Origin of the sequence: Flectobacillus longus (assembly GCF_030056705.1) — a bacterium.
Taxonomy (GTDB): Bacteria; Bacteroidota; Bacteroidia; order Cytophagales; family Spirosomataceae; genus Flectobacillus; species Flectobacillus longus.
Window position 1 is genome coordinate 207,330 of record NZ_JASHIC010000005.1, and the last position, 20,805, is coordinate 228,134.

At 36.4% G+C, this 20,805-nt stretch carries 17 protein-coding genes; 11 read left to right on the top strand and 6 right to left on the bottom strand.

Annotation, left to right across the window (positions count from 1 at the left end; all coding sequences use genetic code 11):
* Positions 1–59: 59 nt before the first annotated feature.
* Positions 60–461: a methylmalonyl-CoA epimerase gene (gene mce, locus QM491_RS05025; protein ID WP_283326168.1), complete on the bottom strand. Its 402-nt coding sequence runs from the start codon at positions 459–461 to the stop codon at positions 60–62.
* Between the two features lie 247 nt (positions 462–708).
* Here mce and corA point away from each other — a divergent pair, with 247 nt between their 5' ends.
* Together corA and QM491_RS05035 are read left to right on the top strand one after the other, a co-directional pair.
* Positions 709–1,785 carry a magnesium/cobalt transporter CorA gene (corA, locus tag QM491_RS05030; RefSeq protein ID WP_283326169.1) on the top strand — a complete coding sequence of 359 codons (1,077 nt, stop codon included), beginning with the start codon at positions 709–711 and terminating at the stop codon, positions 1,783–1,785.
* A gap of 518 nt (positions 1,786–2,303) precedes the next feature.
* A complete protein-coding gene (locus QM491_RS05035; protein ID WP_283326170.1) occupies positions 2,304–2,798 on the top strand; it encodes a DUF3592 domain-containing protein in 495 nt (164 codons plus the stop codon).
* Between the two features lie 78 nt (positions 2,799–2,876).
* On the opposite strand, the gene QM491_RS05040 is transcribed toward QM491_RS05035, so the two are convergent.
* The 3 genes from QM491_RS05040 to QM491_RS05050 all read right to left on the bottom strand — a co-directional run bounded on the left by QM491_RS05040 (position 2,877) and on the right by QM491_RS05050 (position 7,863).
* A complete protein-coding gene (locus QM491_RS05040) occupies positions 2,877–3,626 on the bottom strand; it encodes a DeoR/GlpR family DNA-binding transcription regulator (protein WP_283326171.1) in 750 nt (249 codons plus the stop codon).
* Positions 3,627–3,962: 336 nt separating this feature from the next.
* The gene (locus QM491_RS05045; protein ID WP_283326172.1) at positions 3,963–6,482 is read right to left on the bottom strand and encodes a bifunctional UDP-N-acetylmuramoyl-tripeptide:D-alanyl-D-alanine ligase/alanine racemase; all 2,520 of its coding nucleotides are present in this window, start codon (positions 6,480–6,482) and stop codon (positions 3,963–3,965) included.
* 193 nt (positions 6,483–6,675) lie between these two features.
* A complete protein-coding gene (locus tag QM491_RS05050; protein ID WP_283326173.1) occupies positions 6,676–7,863 on the bottom strand; it encodes a phosphoglycerate kinase in 1,188 nt (395 codons plus the stop codon).
* Positions 7,864–8,266: 403 nt separating this feature from the next.
* On the opposite strand from QM491_RS05050, the gene QM491_RS05055 reads away from it, so the two are divergent.
* Both QM491_RS05055 and hpf read left to right on the top strand, forming a co-directional pair.
* Positions 8,267–9,991 carry a VRR-NUC domain-containing protein gene (locus QM491_RS05055; protein ID WP_283326175.1) on the top strand — a complete coding sequence of 575 codons (1,725 nt, stop codon included), beginning with the start codon at positions 8,267–8,269 and terminating at the stop codon, positions 9,989–9,991.
* A 459-nt stretch (positions 9,992–10,450) separates the two neighbouring features.
* Positions 10,451–10,807, top strand: a complete 357-nt coding sequence (hpf, locus tag QM491_RS05060; protein ID WP_283326177.1) for a ribosome hibernation-promoting factor, HPF/YfiA family — start codon at positions 10,451–10,453, stop codon at positions 10,805–10,807.
* Between the two features lie 76 nt (positions 10,808–10,883).
* Here hpf and QM491_RS05065 read toward each other — a convergent pair whose 3' ends face one another.
* The gene (locus QM491_RS05065) at positions 10,884–11,696 is read right to left on the bottom strand and encodes an alpha/beta hydrolase (protein WP_283326178.1); all 813 of its coding nucleotides are present in this window, start codon (positions 11,694–11,696) and stop codon (positions 10,884–10,886) included.
* Positions 11,697–11,968: 272 nt separating this feature from the next.
* Between QM491_RS05065 and QM491_RS05070 the strand changes: the two genes are divergently transcribed.
* From QM491_RS05070 to QM491_RS05085, 4 genes are all read left to right on the top strand, one after another.
* Positions 11,969–12,487, top strand: a complete 519-nt coding sequence (locus QM491_RS05070) for a gluconate 2-dehydrogenase subunit 3 family protein (protein WP_283326179.1) — start codon at positions 11,969–11,971, stop codon at positions 12,485–12,487.
* A 52-nt stretch (positions 12,488–12,539) separates the two neighbouring features.
* Positions 12,540–14,258, top strand: a complete 1,719-nt coding sequence (locus QM491_RS05075) for a GMC oxidoreductase (protein WP_283326180.1) — start codon at positions 12,540–12,542, stop codon at positions 14,256–14,258.
* Between the two features lie 250 nt (positions 14,259–14,508).
* Entirely contained in the window at positions 14,509–15,678 is a 1,170-nt protein-coding gene (locus QM491_RS05080; protein ID WP_283326182.1) for an acetyltransferase domain-containing protein, read from the top strand.
* A 109-nt stretch (positions 15,679–15,787) separates the two neighbouring features.
* Positions 15,788–16,147, top strand: a complete 360-nt coding sequence (locus QM491_RS05085; protein WP_283326184.1) for a hypothetical protein — start codon at positions 15,788–15,790, stop codon at positions 16,145–16,147.
* A 140-nt stretch (positions 16,148–16,287) separates the two neighbouring features.
* Here QM491_RS05085 and QM491_RS05090 read toward each other — a convergent pair whose 3' ends face one another.
* Positions 16,288–16,641, bottom strand: coding sequence for a hypothetical protein (locus tag QM491_RS05090; protein WP_283326185.1), 354 nt, complete (start codon positions 16,639–16,641; stop codon positions 16,288–16,290).
* A 191-nt stretch (positions 16,642–16,832) separates the two neighbouring features.
* Here QM491_RS05090 and QM491_RS05095 point away from each other — a divergent pair, with 191 nt between their 5' ends.
* The 3 genes from QM491_RS05095 (at position 16,833) to truA (ending at position 20,804) form a co-directional block, all read left to right on the top strand.
* Positions 16,833–19,001 carry a molybdopterin cofactor-binding domain-containing protein gene (locus QM491_RS05095; RefSeq protein WP_283326186.1) on the top strand — a complete coding sequence of 723 codons (2,169 nt, stop codon included), beginning with the start codon at positions 16,833–16,835 and terminating at the stop codon, positions 18,999–19,001.
* Positions 19,002–19,045: 44 nt separating this feature from the next.
* Complete coding sequence (locus QM491_RS05100) at positions 19,046–19,639, top strand: nucleotidyltransferase family protein (protein ID WP_283326187.1); 594 nt, start codon at positions 19,046–19,048, stop codon at positions 19,637–19,639.
* 427 nt (positions 19,640–20,066) lie between these two features.
* Complete coding sequence (gene truA / locus QM491_RS05105; RefSeq protein ID WP_283326188.1) at positions 20,067–20,804, top strand: tRNA pseudouridine(38-40) synthase TruA; 738 nt, start codon at positions 20,067–20,069, stop codon at positions 20,802–20,804.
* Position 20,805 lies beyond the last annotated feature (1 nt).

A 20,805-nucleotide genomic window follows, 5' to 3' on the forward strand; every position in this document is an offset into this window, starting at 1 on the left:
CTTTTATTTTTACTGATAAGAATAGTTAAAGAGTAAAAAAATCTAAAACCAGATATTCATTATCGAATCGTTTGACACAATTCAACCAATACTGAATTGGTTGATTTTGGGTGTAAAAAGCAAACTAATTTATTGTCTGCACCCTTTTTGGGAACTTCGTTTAATAGAATAAAACCTTCTGATTTTAATCTTGCCATTTCGGTTTCAATGTCTTCAACTTCAAAGGCAATATGGTGTATTCCTTCCCCTTTTTTCTCAATAAATTTAGCAATGGGACTATCAGGGTTGGTTGCTTCCAAAAGCTCAATTTTTGTTTGACCTGTCTGGAAAAAAGAAGTCAAAACACCTTCTGACTCTACGCCTTCCTGTTTGTAAGGTGATACGCCCAATAATTTACTAAATAAGGTATTGGATTCAGATAGGCTCTTTACCGCAATACCGATATGTTCAACATGTTGCATCTTATGGTTTTGTTTTGATTTTCGATTAAACATTTATCTTTGACAAATATCTAAAAACTATTATTTGATAGCCACAAAACTATCTCAACTTAGCACAAATAGATTTTAATAGTAATAAAATATTTTTGAACATTCACCATCAAAACAAATAAGCATGCTCATTGTTATATTTGATTCGATTATATAAATAATTGAATAATAGGTATTTGTGTTCAATACTGTATGCTTATAACTCAAAACTCTCCGTATGTCTAAACGTAAAAGGAATCATTCTCAATCAACTTTAGGTACTTCCCCTGGAACACTTACTTATGTTGGGGAAGATGTAAACTATGCTACCAAAATCACTTGGATTGAATATAATAATGAGGAATATAAAGTGTGTCAAATTCCGCATTTTGCAGATTTGAATCAGCTAGAGTTAAGCAAAACGAAACGACATTGGTTCAATATCGACGGTATTCACGAGCCACAAGTGATTGCAACGATTGGCGAAATCTTTAATCTTCATCCACTTATTTTGGAGGATATCATGAATACTGAGCAAAAGCCTAAGTTTGAGTCTTATGAAGGGAATCAGCTTTTTTTTACTTTCAAAATGCTCAATTATAACGCTACTACACGAGAGATAGAAAGCGAGCATTTGAGTTTAGTCTTGATAGATAATTGTGTCCTTTCATTTCAGGAAGAGCGAACTACTGATATTTTCTTACCTGTTCAAAATCGAATTATAGCATCGGCTGGTAAGACTCGTAAAAATGGGGTAGATTACTTGATTTATTGTCTAATTGACTTGGTGGTAGATACTTACTTTATGTGTCTGGATTGTCTTTCTGATGAGATTGAGCGATTGGAGGAGGATATTATTGAAGATGCCAAACCATTGGCAATGCGAGAGCTGTACGGTTTAAAGCGAGAGGAAATGATTTTGCGAAAATCTATCTATCCATTACGTGAAATGATTGCAACTCTCCTTCGTGAAGATTACCCTAGTATTACGCATTATACCTCACTTTATTTTAGAGATGTACTCGATCACACGTCACAATTAATTGAAAATATAGATTCACATCGAGATTTGATCGCTTCTTTAATGGATTTGTATTTATCGCAAGTGAGTAACAAAATGAACAATATCATGAAGGTACTCACGGTGATTTCAGTCATTTTTATGCCGTTGACATTTGTGGCTGGTATTTATGGGATGAACTTTGATAATATGCCCGAATTGCATTGGCAATACAGTTACCCAGTTGTTTGGATAGTTATGATTGTTATGGTTATCCTAATGCTGATAGGGTTTAAGCGAAAAGGGTGGCTGTGATCTAGTAATAAATACTCATATTGGAAATTTGTATAAAATGTGATTTTACTCAGTTAGAAAAAAATATTTTTTTATGTTTTTGTAAGATATGACTTGTTTTGTAAACCTAATTTGAGTAAAAATATACTTTTTTAACAAAAATAGGGTGAATATGAATCCTCTATCATTATTAAATAGTATTTTGGCTTATAGAACTGTTGATTTATAAAGCTTTTAACTACAAAAAGTACAAAAAATAATTACCATAAATCAAAAAATATTTTTTATTCTAAGTTTGGTTGCAAAATCAATGTATTTTTTCAAAAAAATATTAATTTCTAAAAAAATAGGTTTTAAAAATCTATAAATCTTCTCAAAAAAGATAAAATTAAAGATTTTTAGGGTTGTTTTAGAAGATGATGAGATTTTTTAGGTGAGCTTTAACTGCTTGATTTTCTGATACTTTAGTCGGATATTTGAATCATAAAATGGTCTAAGTAACCAACGGTTTAGACAATCACAAAAAATCTTAGAAGAGTATGGAAAGCGTGTTTGCTTCGATTTTGTTAATCTCGGGTCGTCCGACTCAACCATTTACTGGTGTACCGCCAGTAGTGATGGTTATATTCATGGTAGTTTCTGTTGCATTGATAGTGTTAGGTTTAGTAATTTCTAGAAAGCGTCAATCATGGTTGGAGCATTCACAAATTACAGAAGGTGAAATTGTAGAGGTAAGTAAACGTTACGAACGTAGCGACAAAATGGGGCAGTCTCCAATCTATTTTCCTGTAGTATCATTCAGCTTCAAAGGAAGAACATTTAAGATAGAATCTGAAACTGGCATGCCAAGAATTAGTCAAGTAGGTGAAAAAGTTGAGGTTCGCTTCAATCCTGAAAATCCTTATGATTCTACTTTAGGTACGTCGAGTATTCCTGGGACAAAACCTGGTTTATTTTTTGTTCTTGGAGCTCTGTTATTGGTTGCAAGTGCAATTCTAACGGCTCATGCTCAAATGCCAATTGCTCTTAAGTAATTTTGGATGCCAAATAATAAAAAAAAGGTGCTAGTGATAGCACCTTTTTTTATGCAAGTATTTGCAAATTTATGCAAACTATAGGATTTCGACAGATTTACCTTTGAAAGGTTGTAGGATTTTTTCATTTGGATTAAGGCTTGTAACCAGGTAATCCAAATCATCCACATCACATACTTTGTAGTTTTCGATCCTATTCATTTTTTCCTCAATCACACAGCTTACCGTTTTTTTGGCAACGCTCATCATTTTTTGTTTCAATAACGATTCTTCATACTGTCTGATAGCTAATCCTTTTTGTGAATGAATGCTATTGATGCCCATGAAGTAAAGGTCGGCATTAATATGCTCTAAATCTTGCATTGTTTTATTGCCAAGAGTTATTTGATATCGCTTGTAAAATGAGCCACCTAGCAAAATTACTTCTATTTTGGGATGTTCAGCCAATGCAGTTGCCAAATGAGGATTGTTAGTAACTACAGTGATTTCCAAACTTTTAGGTAATTGTTCGGCAATATAAAAGTTGGTTGTACCTCCATCCATCAATACAATAGAATGGTTTTCAATGAGTTTTTGAGCCTTTTTTGTAATGATATTAAACTCATTGTTGGCAATACCCAAACCACGACTTGCTTTCATTGATAAGTACGAATTGGCAATAGCCCCTCCATGTACTTTTTTCAAGAGTCCTCGGTCTTCTAGCTCTATAACATCTCTCCTTACACTATCATACGAGACATTTAATATTTGTCCCAGCTCTACTAATGTTACTTTCTTGTCAGTTCCTAACTTTTCTAGAATTAGTTGTTGACGTTCTTCTTTAAGCATAACTTTAAACCTTTAAAGGCCCACGCTTGCGTAAGATTGCAAGCGCTTCTATTTTATTATAGTAAGTAGTCAAATTTACAATTATTTCTTACTAATATCCTAGAGTAAAATGTTTTTTTTCGCAAAACTTTGAAAAAAGGTCTCAAACTATTGCAATTTTTTGCAAATTCACTTGCAATAGTTTGAGAAGTTTTTTATACCTTTGTCTTGTAATAAATTAACCATTTTTATATCTTTAGAAAATAATTAGTATTAATAATTGGATAGTAAGAATAATGTTCTGAAGGGTTATTAAAAAACGGTGACAGCTATGCTGACACCGTTTTTCTTTTTTTTCTACACTTGGAAAAAAACTCTCTTGACTCGCTCGCTCACATTTGTCAAAATTTCATAAGGAATGGTGTCTATTTTTTGAGCCAGCTCTATTATGGATAAATCTTTCCCAAAAATAATTACGTCGTCGCCTTCTTGTACATTAGGTACATCTGTCACATCTATCATACACATATCCATACAAATATTGCCAATTACCTTACAACGTATCCCATGTACTAGCACTTCGCCATTACCACGGCTAAACCCTCTATCAAAACCATCAGCATAACCAATGGCAATCGTGGCTGTTTTGGTTTTTCGGTTGAGAATACCTTTGCGACTATAACCTACGGTTTCGTGGGCTTCGACTGTTTTGATTTGAGAGATAACCGTTTTGAGTGTTCCTACGGTTTGTAATTGCGCTTGGTCTTCAGGAGTAGCTGCAACACCGTATAGCCCAATTCCCAAACGAACCATATCCAGACGAGCCTCAGGAAAGCGAGCTATTCCTGCGGAATTGGCTAGGTGTCTTGAAGGGAAATAACCGATTGCTTCAGAAATTTCATCGGCCATTTCAGTAAAAAGTGCTGCTTGTTTTCTGGTAAAATCGTCATGTTCAGCACCATCGGCACCAACCAAATGACTAAAAATGGTAGAAACCCATAAGTTTGGATTACAGGTCAATACCTCCAAAAGGGCTGGTAATTCATGTTTTTCAAAGCCCAAACGGTGCATTCCCGTATCGAGCTTGATATGGATTTTGGCAGTAAGATGGTGCTCATCTATGTATTCAGAAAACTCTCTTAAAATTCGCTTGCTGTAGATTTCAGGTTCAAGATTATGCTGAACAATCTGCTCAAAATCGTTTGGTGATGGGTTCATGACCATTATGGGTAAATAAACACCATTTTGTCTCAATGCAACACCTTCGTCTGCATACGCTACAGTTAGATAATCTACTCCATGAAACTGTAAAAGGTTGGCTACTTCGGTGCTTCCTGCCCCATAAGCAAATGCCTTAACCATTACCATGATTTTGGTTTGTTGACCGATTTTATCTCTGTAATAATTAAGATTGTGTGTAATAGCATCTAAATTGATTTCGAGAATGGTGCCATGGGTTTTCTTAACTAATTTACTGACAACCTGTTCGAAGCCAAATTTGCGTGCCCCTTTCACCAAAATCACACTATCTTTAATTTCTTTTATTAATTTACTTTCAAGAAAATCTTGGGTAGATCTGAAAAAATGTAACGCTCCTTGATGTACTCCATTTTTGGCAGGAATCGAAAACAAACTGCAATTGCGGGTAATGATTTCACCTATTCCGATTACCATATCCAAATGCTTAGCTTTGACCAAATGTGCAATATGTTTGTACAGTTCGCCTTCGATAACGCCTGTTTCTAACAAGTCGCTCAAAATCAGCACTTTTGTTTCTCTTTGCTTTTGCTGATTTAAAAAGTTGAGCGCTATAGTCAAACCTGCTAAATCATTGTTATACGTATCATCTATTAGATAGTTTCCTCTGACACCCTGCTTCATTTCGAGTCGCATCGAAATCGGGCGAAGGATTTGTAGACGGGCTTGGATTTCTAATTCATTATAACCCAAATGAATCATTGAGACAATACAGTGAATGGCATTTTCAATAGAGGCTTCGTCTGTAAATGGTACGTCTAGTTTCATGGCATGTCCACCTTGAAACGGTAAGTCCTCTTTTTCGGTATCTGGGTCATCTAACTGTAAAGTTACAAGCGTGTTTTGTAGCCCCACTTCCCAGTCTACTCTAATTCCGAATGGTAGTACTCTCGACCATGAAAGGATTTTACAAGAAGGATTTTCAAAAATAAACTCCTTCTTTACTATCTCATCTATCTCAACATAATCGGAGCAATATATGAAGGTTTTTGCTTGTGCAAATAGCTTCATTTTCTCACGAATTTTCTGACTAGTTTCTGCAAAAAACTCATTATGAGCTGTACCAATATTAGTAAAAATCCCAATAGTAGGTTGAATAACCTTTTGCAAAGCCTTCATTTCTTCAGGACGAGAAATGCCTGCCTCGAATATTGCCAGTGTATGAGCTTTGTTCATTTGCCAGACAGACAAAGGAACTCCAATTTGCGAATTATAACTTTTAGGACTTTTGACAATCTGGAAACGATTGGCCAATAATTGCGACAACCATTCCTTTACTACTGTTTTACCGTTACTACCAGTGACCCCAATTACAGGAATTGCAAACTGAGCACGATGCTGCGCAGCCACTTCTTGCATCGTCAAAATACTATCTTCGACTTGCCAAACTTTTGCTTCTGGCATGTGTGAAAGCTCACGCATGACTCCTGTTGTGCAGGCGGATTTTTCGACCACAAATTCACGTACGCCTTTGCGGTACAAATCATCCAAATATTGGTGCCCATCATGATGAAGCCCTTTTATGGCAAAGAAAATGGAAGAACTTGGAGATGAAAGCTGTCGACTGTCATTCAGCAAATATTGGGCTTGAGTACTAATGGGGGCTGTTTGAAATTTCATTGCTACAAAATATCCAGAAATTTTGAGTGATTTGCGATTGAGCGCAGTGATTTTACGACTTTTTAGAAAAACGCATTCGAAAGTATCACTTTTAGCTCAATCTATTATTAAATCCTTATGAAATAGCAACAAAAAAAGTGAGGCAAATATTACCTCACTTATCTTAATTTTACGTTAGAAAATGCTAACTGGCTTATGATAAAGCAGCTACACCTGGCAAAACTTTTCCTTCCATGTATTCCAACAATGCACCACCACCAGTAGATACATAAGATACACGGTCGCCATAACCAGCGTTGTTTACAGCCGAAGCCGAGTCGCCACCACCGATTAATGAGAATGCACCGTTTTCTTCAGTAGCTTTTACTACTGCATCAGCGATAGCGTTGGTACCAATAGCGAAGTTAGGGAATTCAAATACACCCATTGGGCCATTCCAAAGAACTGTTTTAGAGTTAGCAATTACCTCGCTAAACAATTTTACAGATTCAGGACCGATGTCAAGACCTTCCCAGCCATCAGGAATTTCGCCACGACTTACGATTTGACGATTAGCATCGTTGCTAAAGTTGTCAGCACAAGTATTGTCTAATGGCATATAGATTTTTACACCTTTAGCTTCAGCTTTTTCCAACAATGATTTTGCTAATTCTACTTTATCAGGTTCGTTGATAGACTTACCAATTTTACCACCCTCTGCTAAAGAGAAAGTATAAGTCATACCACCACCAATAATAAGGTTATCTACTTTGTCTAAAAGACGTTCGATAATCAAAATTTTATCTGAAATTTTAGAACCACCCATGATAGCCGTGAATGGACGCTCAGCACTTTCTAAAATCTTTTTAGCATTTTCGATTTCTGCCAACATTACATAACCACATACGCGGTCTTCGAAGAATTGACCTACTACTGCTGTAGAAGCGTGTGCACGGTGAGCAGTACCGAAGGCATCATTTACCCAAACATCGCCTAATTTTGACAATTTTTCAGCAAACTCAACATTTCCTTTTTCTTCTTCTTTGTAAAAACGAAGGTTTTCCAACAAAAGGATTTCACCTGGTTGCAAAGCAGCAGCTTGATCGATAGCCGATTGTCCGATACAATCATCAGCAAATTTAACTTTGCGACCAAATACTACTGACAATGGGTTTACTAAGTGCTTCAATGAATATTTTTCAGTTGGACCGTCTTTTGGTCTTCCCAAGTGTGACATCAAGATAACCGAACCACCATCGTTAAGAATTTTGGTGATTGTAGGAATAGTTGCCTTAATACGAGTATCATCAGTGATTTCGAAACGCTCATTCAATGGAACGTTAAAGTCAACACGGACTAACGCACGCTTGCCTGCAAAATTGTAGGAATTGACAGTCTTCATTTTTTCTCTTTTGTTAATAGTTGTTTATAATTGGGAGATTTATGAATCAACAAAGAAAAATTACGAAACGTCTAGTTATTTCAAAATAATATTACGTAAAATTAAGATTTTGTAAAATTATTACAATATCGATGCTTCGTGGATTTTCCTTTAAAAATCTTCGAGGCAAATATACATTTTTCAAGAATAATTCACGAAAAAACACAATCATTTGAGTATTTTTAATTAGAGATTATGTAATAAGTTACATTTTTTAAAAGAATATTAAAATAATACCAAAGCTAGCTTCGGTATTTGTACTATTTTGAGTAAAATATTTTAAGTCTTCTTCATTCCTGAATTATTCGGGTGGCTATTCCGTTCTGTTATTGCAAATCTTACATTTGTAGCTCAATTCAATCTTATGATACCAATCGATAAAAAGGAACTCCCTCCCAAATATTATTTAACCTATTTTCAGTATCTGTTAGACTTTATCAAACAGAAATATGCCCCAATTCTCAATGAGCAGGAAAATGCTTTTATTCAGGCATTTGAGGCGCTCAGCGAAGATGAACAATGTTTGTATATCCGTTTCTCAAATCGTCGTGGATCATTCTTCAAAACAGATAAACTGAAGTATGCTGAAATCGAAGATATAGATGCAACACTTGATGCTTTGATCGCTCAAAATTTTCTATCTGCACTCAATCATGAGCATATTACTTGGGCAGGAAACGTTTTGGATATACTTAATAAGCCAGAACTGATTCAGTTAGCCAAAATGCTGAATCTGGATGTTAAAGGTAAAAATGCGTTCAAAAAAGAGGAATTACTCGATTGGCTTTTAGAATCGGCTTCGTTTGACGAAATGGTGGCGTGGCTCAATCCTGAAATTTCAGAAAAACCTGCTATCATAAAAGTTAATTATGAGGAAGAAGTTCAAATGCTCAAGTTTTTATTTTTTGGAAGTCGTTATGGAGATATGACCGAATTTGTGGTGCGAGATTTGGGTTTTCAGACTTATGAGCATTATGATATGGACCAATTGGTTCCGCATTTTCAGAGTAGACAAGAAGCGGAAGATAAATTTAAAGTGAGTTTAGCAAGAGAAGATTTTTATGAAATGCAGGAACAAAATATTACGCCAGAAGAGATATATCACTGGTTTATGACTTGGACCGAAAAGCATAAGGAATCACTTGCTGAAATAGCTCAGCCTAGTTATGCAAGGTTTGCTTTGAAGGTTGGAAGTTTTTTTGAAAAAGCCAAATTGCCTGACCTAGCTTTGCCTGTATTTCGACTTACACACGAACCTCCTTCAAGAGAAAGACAAGTAAGGATTTTACATAAAATTAAAAATCTAGAAGAAGCACAAGCGCTTTGCGAATTGATTTTGTCAGAGCCTCAAAATGCTGATGAACAGTTTTTTGCACTTGATTTTTTCAATAAACTAGAGGCACAAAATGCCAAGAAAAAAGTTAAAAAGGCCGTCACTGATAAACTTCATGAAGCAGATGTGCTAGCTTTGGATAAATCGTGGCAACGTCAAGTCGAATTTGGGGTAATTGCGCATTACGAAAAGCTCAATAAAAAGGCCGCATTTACCGAAAATCACCTTTGGCGAAGTTTATTTGGCTTGCTTTTTTGGGATATTATTTTTGATACAGAAAGTATGGCAATCCATCATCCGCTCCAGCGCTCGCCTTCAGATTTGTTTAAACCTACATTTTTTGAAAAGCGTAAACAAAAGATGGAAGAACGTCTCGAAATACTTGACGACCCCGACGCTTGGAATGTCTTTTTGAATCAAACCTTCTTTGAAAAATATGGTATTACCAATCCGTTGGTGGACTGGTACGGAGGTTTGTTTCCCTTGGTGATTACTTTGTTAGAACGCCTTTCGAGTGAGCAGGTAAAAGCAGTGATGCTTGAAATGGCTCGCAACCTCCGTGAAAATGTTAGGGGCTTTCCTGATCTATTTATTTGGGACGATGGCGACTATCAATTTATAGAAGTAAAGTCTCCTACAGATAGTCTTTCTAACCAACAACTTTATTGGTTAAGGTTTTTTGAGAGCATAAATCTACGAGCTAAGGTGCTCAGAATAGAATGGAAAAAGCCTGATACAGAGTTAATAACGGCATAATGTAGGCTTTATTAACACGGAAAAGTTTAATTTTTTCTTGAATTAAAAATAATAAATTCTTGGCAAATTCTTATTTTTTGTACAATTTCAAGATTATTACCTTGTTTTGTTATATATAAGATTTATAGTTTTGATTATTCGAAGAATCTGTAAAATGAGCTTGGATTTATCAAATTAATCTTCTAAATTCATTCTAAGGAAATCGCCCAACAATGTATTTCAGTCCTATAAAAGAATAGGGCTTTTACAGAAAAAATAAGTTTGGAGTCCGAGGAGTTAGCCTTTTGATGAAAGTATCGTATCGCTAGTTCCCAACTCCAAACTTGGGCAAATCCTACTCAGCGTCAATAGCACATCACATCAGATATATATACTGTTCAGCCTTATATTTTATATACTAAAATTAAGCAGTGCGACGTTGAGGGGAAAATGATCTTTTAACCTAAAACTAGAGTGCGTATGAAATTACAGGTGCATTCAATTCACTTCGACGCAGATAAGAAGTTGTTGGAGTTTATCCAATCAAAGTTAAACAAATTGGATACGTTTTACGACAAAATCACAGGTGGGGAAGTTTTCCTTCGACTCGACAGAGGGGAAAATACAAAAGTGAGAGGTAAGACGTTAGAAGTGAAAATCAGTTTGCCGGGGGCTACACTATTTGTGCGGGAGATGGCTACAACTTTTGAAGAGGCGATGGACATTGCGATTGAAGCTTTGAAAGTTCAATTAAAACGATTTAAAGAAAAAGTTCAGGAGAAATCATTAGGCAGTCGCCAAGTTTTGATGAATTTGTCAATGGCTTCTGAAAGCTAAATATTAAAAGCCCAAGCGAAAGCTTGGGCTATTTTTTTATATCTGTAATGATTTGTTAGTCCTTAGTATTGTTCGACTATTTGATTCTGTTAAAAAAAGCATTGAAGAAATAAAAATGATTTCTTACAGATATAGACCAGTACTGCCAATTATGAGCGCCTGGGCGTTCAGTGTATTCATGTGGAATTTTGTTATCCATAAGTTTTTGGTGCAAAGCACGATTTACGCCAATAAAGAAGTCATCAATCCCACAGTCAATCAAAATAGTTTGAGTAGGAGCAAAGGTTTGATTGATTACTGCATTTTTTTCCCAAACATCTTTATTTTCTTCATATTTCCCAAGTCGTCCTTTGATGTTCCAGTTGTTAGGAAATGGAACAATATCTACTCCACCACTCATACTTGCCATAGCACCAAATAGCTCAGGATGACGAGTGCCCAAATACAAAGCACCATGTCCGCCCATACTCAAGCCTGTGATGGCTCTTCCATTGGGTTCTGCTTTGGTTTTGAACTTGTTATCAACAAACGGAATGAGTTCTTTTGAAATATACGATTCATATTGATAGGATGCCGCTATTGGACTATCGAAATACCAACTATCATATCCACCGTCTACACACACTGCAATTACCTGATACTGGTCTACAAGTTGTTGAAAATCTGGTGAAGACTCTACCCATGAACGATGATTGCCACTGTAGCCGTGGAGGAAGTAAATAACAGGAAAACGTTTGTCATTAGATGTCGTATAGGCTTGGGGCGTTACTACAACAATAGGACTTTTCTTTTTCAAAAACTGACTATTTACCTGAATCGTATCGACGGTGGCTCCAAATCCAATAAATTGGACAAACAGCAACAGGAAAAATAATATGCTTTTTTTCATAGATTATTAGAAATAAGATGATGGAATTGTTTCTTCAATAGATTTTTTGAAACAAAAATAGCTTAAATTTTATACAAAACAGATTTTGCAAATTTCTCGTTTGGATATATTAAACAGCATTCAAAAAGATAATTTCAGTAATATGTTACTTGGTGCGTTTTTTTACGGATAGATAGGGATAAGAATTTATGACAAAATCTGTTAATTTGATTAGAGTCATCCCAATAATCAATTGAAGACTCTTTAGCTATTTTAAACCCAATTTATTAATTATGAAAAGGCGTTCTGCTATCAAAAACCTCTCAATGGCCGTAGGAGCTGCTATTGCTTGGCCTTCGTGGGCTCAGGCTTGGACACCCGAAAGTCTCTCTCAAACGACTCAACCCATTCATGCTGGCTCGCTCGATTTATTGGGCGAAGTCGTAGAAACCATCATTCCTGAAACGACAACCCCTGGTGCAAAGTCGCTGAAGGTTCATGCGCTAGTAGACCGAATGATTCGGGACTGCTATGGTTCAGAAGCACAACAGGCGTATGCTCAAGGATTAAATTTATGTAATGAATTTTCGGAAAAAATGAATCAAAAATCTTTTTCGCAAGCTTCGAAAACTGAACGTGAAAAAGTATTAAAAGAGATGTCTACTTCGGATAGCCCCGTAGCAAAGGACTTTGTAGCACTTGTTAAAGGCTTGACTATTAGAGGGTATTTGAACTCGGAGTACGTCATGACCAATATCCTGCATTTTAATATGGCTCCAGGGTATTATCATGGTTGTGTCCCTGTAAAATAGTCTGAAAAACATATTCTTGTTATCTCACCCATTTTATTATCCGAAAAATCACATGTCATATTTTAATATAGATTCAATTAAAGAAAGAACTTTCGATGCCATAGTTGTTGGCTCAGGAATAAGTGGTGGCTGGGCTGCCAAAGAACTAAGCGAAAAAGGACTCAAAACCTTAGTGCTTGAGCGTGGTCGTGATGTCAAACATGTGACCGACTATCCAACGACCATGATGAATCCTTGGGAATTTGAACATCTTAATCAAATACCTAAAGCAGTTAAAGATGCCAATCCTATCGTTAGCAGATGTTATGCCTTTAACGAGGATGCGGCGCATTTTTTTGTTAAAGACAACGAACATCCCTATGTCCAAGAAAAACCGTTTGACTGGATACGGGGCTATCAAGTAGGAGGCAAGTCGTTGATGTGGGCACGTGGTACGCAACGCTGGTCACAATATGATTTTGAAGGTCCAGCAAGAGATGGTTTTGCCGTAGAATGGCCAATAAGCTATAACGAGTTGGCTCCTTGGTATAGCCATGTCGAAAAATTTGCAGGAATTAGTGGCAATAAAGATGGCTTGTCTCAATTACCTGATGGAGAATTTTTGCCTCCGCATGAGCAGTCTTGTGTTGAGAAACATTTTTCTCAACAAATGGCAAAACATTATAACAATACTCGCCCTGTGATTATTGGTCGTTGTGCACATTTGACCAAGCCTCAACCTATTCACTTGAAACAGGGAAGAGGTCAGTGTCAAAACCGTTCTTTATGCCAAAGAGGATGCCCTTATGGTGGATATTTTAGTAGTAACTCTTCAACAATCCCTTGGGCGCTCAATACGGGTAACATGACCTTACGACCAGATTCGGTGGTGCATTCAATCATATTTGATGAACAAAAAAATAAAGCTACAGGTGTTAGGGTAATAGATGCCCATACCAAGCAAATGACCGAATATTATGCCAAAATCATTTTTGTGAATGCGGCTTGTTTGAATACCAATTTGATATTGCTTAATTCTACTTCGCACCGTTTTCCGAATGGTTTGGGTAATGATAATGGCTTACTTGGTAAATACATTGCTTTTCATAATTTTAGAACGACAATTACCGCAGAGTATGAAGGGTTTAAAGATACCATGTCTGATGGGATTAGACCTAATGGTAGTTACATACCACGTTTTAGAAATGTGCAAAAGCAAGAAACCGACTTCTTGAGAGGATATGCCGCAGGTTTTGGGTCGAGCAGAAATATTGCGTATGATACCAGTGGTTTTGGAGACGATTTGAAGGCTAATTTAGATAAAAGAAACTATGGAAATTGGCAAGTAGGCTCGCACATGATGGGCGAAACGATTCCTAAAGAAAGTAGCTTTGTGGCACTAGATAAAACCTTGAAAGATGCTTGGGGAATACCTCAGTTGCGTATTTCGGTAGGGTATGATGATAATGATGAAAAAATGATTCGAGATTTTCATGAGCAAATGACCGAAATGCTGACTATTGCTGGTTTTATGAATATTAAAACCCATGATAAGCCAGATAAAGCTCCTGGCTTGGATATTCACGAAATGGGAGGTGTTCGTATGGGAAAAGATTCTAAAACATCTATGTTGAATAAGTGGAATCAGTTTCACAATTGTAAAAATGTGTTTGTGACAGATGGTGCTTGTATGACCTCGGTGTCTACACAAAATCCTTCTTTGACTTTTATGGCGCTTACGGCAAGAGCTGCTAATTATGCTGTTTCGGAACTGAAAAAGAAAAATCTATAGACCCAAAGATAAGTTTTGCCTGAAGAGCTTTTATGATTTTTTTGATTTAAAAAATAGATTTTTGCTACAAGACAATTAACTTGTATTAAGGAATGAAATGAGGGAAAAGAGAGTCTTTCTTCCCTCATTTTTATTTTAGGAAGTGCCCTCAATTTAGTGGAAAAGCTTTAAACATGTAGAGGAACAAAAGTAAATCAACTATCTTTTCCTAATACTTCCATTATATGTTTAATCTCTAAAACATTTAACTATGAAAAATAATAGACAGCAATCTATAGACTTTTTGCGAGGCTTAGTCATGGTAATTATGGCTATAGATCACATAAGAGATTTGATGTTGACTTCTGAAATATCGCAAGACCCAACAGATTTAGCGTCAACTACGCCAATTTTATTTTTTACCAGATGGATTACTCATTTTTGTGCTCCAACATTTGTATTCTTATCGGGCGTATCTGCCTATTTATCTTCTCGTAAACATCATGATTGGGAAGCTACTAAGCGATTTTTGATTACTAGAGGACTCTGGTTGATTTTACTTGAATTTACCATTATTGGATTTGGAATCTGGTTCGATTTGCAGTTTAGAAGTTTCCTTTTCCAAGTAATCGCTTGTATAGGTATGGGCATGATTTTATTGGCTTTTGTTTTCAAACTTTCCCCTAGAGTATTAGCTATCGTATCTTTAGTGTTAATTTTTGGGCATAATGCTTTGGGATTGGTTCCCGCATTTGAAAATCCAGCGTTAAAGTTCCTATGGGCACTTTTTATCAGCCCCAATCTATTTCCAATTGGTACCGACCACATGGTGATGATCATGTATCCAGTATTGCCTTGGTTTGGTATTATGTTAGCAGGATTTGTAGTTGGACGACTCTATGAACTAGAGCCTGTCGCCCGAAAAAAGAACTTAACTACCTTATTTATATTTACTTTGATAGCATTTGTAGTAATTAGAGCTATCAATATTTATGGAGATCCTAGACCTTGGGTAGTTCAAGTAAATCCATTTTTTACAGTACTATCTTTTGTAAATACCACTAAGTATGCTCCGTCGCTGCTTTTTACACTTATGACGCTCAGTTTTGCCTTAGGAATTTTACGATTGACAGACGGAATGAATAATGCAGTGATGCGTTTTTTTACTGTTTATGGAAAAGTACCTCTGTTTTATTATCTCCTTCATTGGTATATTATTCATTCTCTAACGCTGATTATGGTCTTTATGCAAGGCTTTACTTGGGAGAGTTTAGAGTTTGGTATCTTTAAGTTTGGGCGTCCAGCTACTGGCTCAGGTGTGTCATTAGGAGGTATATATTTAGTTTGGATAGGAGTGGTGCTATGTCTTTACCCTTTATGCTTATGGTATGGCAAATACAAAGCCTTGCATCCAGAAAAACAATGGCTGAGGTATTTGTAATGAATCCATAACATGGAAGGTAATATTAAGGTTATGTGAAGTTTTAGTTGGATGCACTAGAATCAGTCAAGAACCAAATAATTTCGTGTTGCAATTAATTTTACTGCACATGAAAAGAGCCATTTACCTTCCATTGTTAATCATTACTTTGTGGGCTTGCACCAATTCAAAGGCTATAGAGCCTACAGCTTGTGTCGTCACTCAAAATATAGCTATTAGTTTTAAAAACGATATCATTCCTATATTACAAAAAAACTGTTGGTCGTGCCACAATGCTTCCAACCATTCTGGCGGTTTGGTACTGGAAACATATCAACAAGTTTCGGAAGATGCCCAAAGTGGTGAGTTATATGATGCAATTGTGCCTCTCAACGGCAATCCACCAAGAATGCCCAAAGGAGGTGCCTTGTCTGAATGTGACATAGCGACCATCAAAAAATGGATTGATAACAAAATGCCCAATAATTAAAAGAGTATTTTTGTGTTAAGTTGTTGACTAATAGTTTTTAAGATCACTTTTAGTCTTAGTGGTAATCGACCTAGAATATCCTCAATATATATATGAAATTTATGTGCTATCTGTCCTTTTGATGGGCGTAAAGTTCTATTTTATTCAATTCTCTGTATAAGTTTATCTGAAGAATAAACATCGATACTGCCAATTTTTTCTTTTTGAAACTCCTCCATATTCCATCCCATATTGGTGTCGAATGGCATCATGTGTTCAAACTTAGTAGGTATGAGTTCAACTGTACAATCCCTAGAATAAACAACCAAAAGTGAATGGGCAAGTCCAGGCTTAGAGTCCATGATTGTGATGCGTTGATAGGAGGAATTTTCCTTTAAAAATGACTTAACGGAAGAATTGAGATATTTTTCTAGATTCCTAGAACATGGAGTCTGTTGTGTTGTTTCTGCTTGACAAGCCAAAGCTAATAAAGGAAGGAGTAGAATTCTTTTCATAATAAAGTCTATTTTGGAGTACTAATAGTTCTTTTTACTTTAACAATAATCAAACAATTCAATGTGTTATCTCAATCCTGCTTTTACAGCTAAAACTTAAAGTTGTTAAGCTAAATTTCGAACATTTAGGTTAATTTATAGGTATATTCGAATAAAAGATTGTCCTTTTTTATTTCAATCCTGAATTCGTAATGCGTACATCAACAGAACTCAATCGTCGTAACTTCCTAAAGGCTTCTGGGCTTTCGGGAGCTGCTTTTATTCTTGGTTTATCGGCTCGTGCTTCTGAGTCGTCAGAACAAGCAATCGAAAACCTTAGTTTGCTCGAAGATTCTTTTGAACTAACTCCTTTTGTCATCATTGAAAAATCAGGGAAAATTACCATCATGAATTCCAAGCCCGAAATTGGTCAAGGAACATGGCAGGCTATTCCTATGATAATTGCGGAGGAGTTGGAGTTGGGATTAGATCAATATGAGATTAAACAGACGTCTGGCGATAAGAAATTTGGCGGGCAAACGGCAGGAGGTAGTTCTTCGGTGCGTACAAGCTATGCTACCTTGCGCAAAACAGGAGCGGCCGCTCGTGAAATGCTCGTACAGGCAGCAGCCCAAACTTGGAGCGTTCCTGTTGATGAGTGTTACGCCGAACGTGCCAATGTTTTCCATAAACCTAGTGGTAAAAAACTGGCTTATTCAGCTTTGGTCGAAACAGCTTCTAAGCTGGAAGTTCCTAAAGAACCCAAATTAAAAGATAGTAAGGATTTTAAGTTAATCGGAAAACAAACACAGCGTCAGGATATTCCTTTAAAAGTGAAAGGACAAGCCACTTTTGGAATGGACGTAGAAGTGCCCAATATGGTTTATGCTTCCGTAGAACGCTGTCCTGTTTTTGGCGGAAAAATTAAGCAAATTGATGATTCTCAAACATTAAAAGTAAAAGGCGTACTACAAGTAGTGCGTGCTGAGAGAGTTTTAGGTAAAAATAGATATGAAGTTGTTGCGGTAATTGCATCCAATTATTGGGCTGCATTGAAAGGTCGTAAAGCGCTAAAAGTAACATGGGATTATCAAGGAAATGACCAATTTAGTAGCAAACAATTTGAACAACAGTTACGTGATTTATCTAAAAATGAAGGGGTTGTAGATCATAACCAAGGAGATTTTGATAAAAACTATGCTGAAGCTCCAGTAAAATTAGAAGCATTTTACGAAACGCCAATGGTGTCACATTCACCAATGGAACCAATGAATTGCATTGCCAGTTGGACGGGCGATAAGGTAGAAGTTTGGGCTTCGTCTCAAGGACCAGATTTGTTGAGAAATAGAGTCGCAGATGCCTTTGCGATTCCTGCTGATAATATCAAAGTTAATATTTTCTTTAATGGAGGAGGTTTTGGGCGTCGTTTGTACCAAGATTTTGCTACCGAGGCTGTGTCTATAGCCAAAGCTGTTGGGAAACCTGTCAAAGTTATTTGGACACGTGAAGACGATACCACACAGGGGCCGTTTAGACCAATGACTTTTTCTGCTTTGAAAGGCGCACTTACAGCAGATGGAAAAGCTTTAGCTTTTGAACATAAAGTTATATCTCCTTCAATTAATGCCACTCAGAATAAAAATTACGATAAAACGAAGTCTGACAATACCATGACAGAGGGTATTAGTGAGCAACAATACGAAATTCCTCATATCAAAAACTATTACGTTCATGCCGAAACGCATATACCAATGGCGGCTTGGCGTGCAGTAACGAGTACGACGTTATCTTTTGCTCATGAGTGTTTTATTGATGAAATGGCTTATAAAGCAAATAAAGACCCGTTTGACTTCCGTTTGGATATGTTACAAAAAGATACCGACACCAAACGCGTAATGCTCAAACTCAAAGAAGTGTCACAATGGGGTAAGCCACTTCCAAAGGGGTGGGCTCGAGGTGTAGCGCAATGGGAGTTTTTTGCAGGTTTGGCAGCACAAGTGGTAGAGGTTTCTCAAAAACCAAGCGGAGGCGTAAAGATTGAAAAAGTATATGCTGTTATTGATTTGGGCACAGTAGTGAATCCTGATACCGTAAAAGCACAAGTAGAAGGAGCCGTAACTATGGCTATTGGGGCAGCTACCAAAGATGCGATTACTTTTGAAAAAGGGCAGGTTCAACAATCTAATTTCCATGATAATAGGATGGTGAGAATTGAAGAAATGCCTATTGTTGAAGTACATATTTTGGCAGAGGGTGGTCCTAAAATTAAAGGGGTCGGTGAGCCAGGGCTACCTCCATTTGCACCAGCCTTAGCCAATGCAATTTTTGCTGCAACAGGTAAACGTATTCGTAGAATGCCTTTTGACTTGGATAAAGTGTAAGCTAAAATTGGTGAAAGTATATAACCCTATTTTTATTGTTGTTTATGGAATCGCTTGAAATTATTATTCTGGCTGCTGGAAACTCAAGTCGGCTTGGTCAGCCCAAACAATTGGTGGTTTATCAAGGCAAAACCTTAATTGAACATATCGTCTCAAATGCGTTGATGGTTAGTCCAAATGTAACTGTAGTACTAGGGTCAAATGCAAAAAACATAGAGTGGGTACTGAATCAAGCGCAGTTATTCCCCAAAATCGTCTATAATTCAGATTGGGAACAAGGAATGGGCTCTTCGATAAAAACTGGGGTTAGTTCCTTGACTAATAAACAAGCGCCCATAATGATATTATTATCTGATCAACCAGCAGTACAGACAAATTTGCTTTGGCAAATGATACACCTGTATCAGGAAAAAAAGCCTGAAATTGTAGCTTGTGATTATGGAGGGAAATTAGGTGTTCCAATGTTGTTTTCTCCACAAGTTCGACATGAATTGTTAATGTTGTCTGGAGATCAAGGAGCACGAAGTTTTTTACAACACTACAGCGATACCACTCTTACTGTCCCCTTTGCTTTGGGAGTATGGGATATTGACACACCCAAGGATATGGCTGAACTTGTGAACAAAAAAGTTAGATAAGTTACAAATAAGATAGCATTATTACGCATTAGCAATTTTCTTTTAACTTTGACAAATCTTAGACGAAGCAGAAGGATGAAGCGAAATGATAAAAATGGTTTTGTACAATTTATCTAAACAAATATTGATCTCTAAAAGCTGAGGGACTGAGTTCTTCGGCTTTTTCTTTAATCAGACTTTCAAAGTGTTTATTTTATAAAAAAGAAAGCTGCAAGGTAGTTACCTTACAGCTTTGCCATATTGCTTCTTGCTATTATTTGATCACTAACCTATTAGATATAGTTTTCGATACAAATATATATAATGCTTAAGGTATGAAAATCATGAATGTTGCGAAAATTATTATTTGGTATGTAAATAGCTGTTTTTGGGTTTCGAAAAAGCAAGTGTTGTAAAAATAATATAGATATAATCCTAAATTATTGAGATGAGATATTTTATTGAATGTGCGTATTTAGGAACTAACTATGCTGGTTGGCAAATACAGCCCAACGCATTGACAGTTCAGGAGGAAATAGAAAAATCTTTAACCATTTTACTCAAAGAACCGACCAGTTTGATGGGAAGTTCACGAACTGATGCAGGTGTACATGCCTATACGCAAGTAGCGCAGTTTGACCGAGAAAATCCAATTTCTGATACTTTGCAGTTGATATATAGGTTAAATAAAATATTATCTCAAAATATTTCTATAAAAAAAATCTACGAAGTACCCGACGATTTTCATTGCCGATTTGAAGCTACTTATCGTAAGTATGAATATCGGATATTAAGAAGAAAATCTCCTTTTTATCAAAATATGGCTTATCAATTTGAAATGCCCTTGGATGTTTCTAAAATGAATGAAGCAGCCCAAATTTTGTTTAAATACGAAGATTTTGAATGCTTTAGTAAATTACACACAGACGTAAAAACATTTAATTGTACCATGATGGAGGCCGAGTGGATTCAAGAATCAGAAGATTTACTGGTTTTTCATATCAAAGCCAATCGTTTTTTGAGAGGAATGGTACGTGCTATTGTGGGCACTTTGCTGGAGGTAGGTTTAGGAAAATTGAGTTTAGATGGTTTTGAAAAAATTATTACCGATAAAAATCGTCAAAATGCTGGTCGCTCGGTACCAGCACAGGGCTTGTTTTTGATGGAAGTAAATTATGATTTATAAA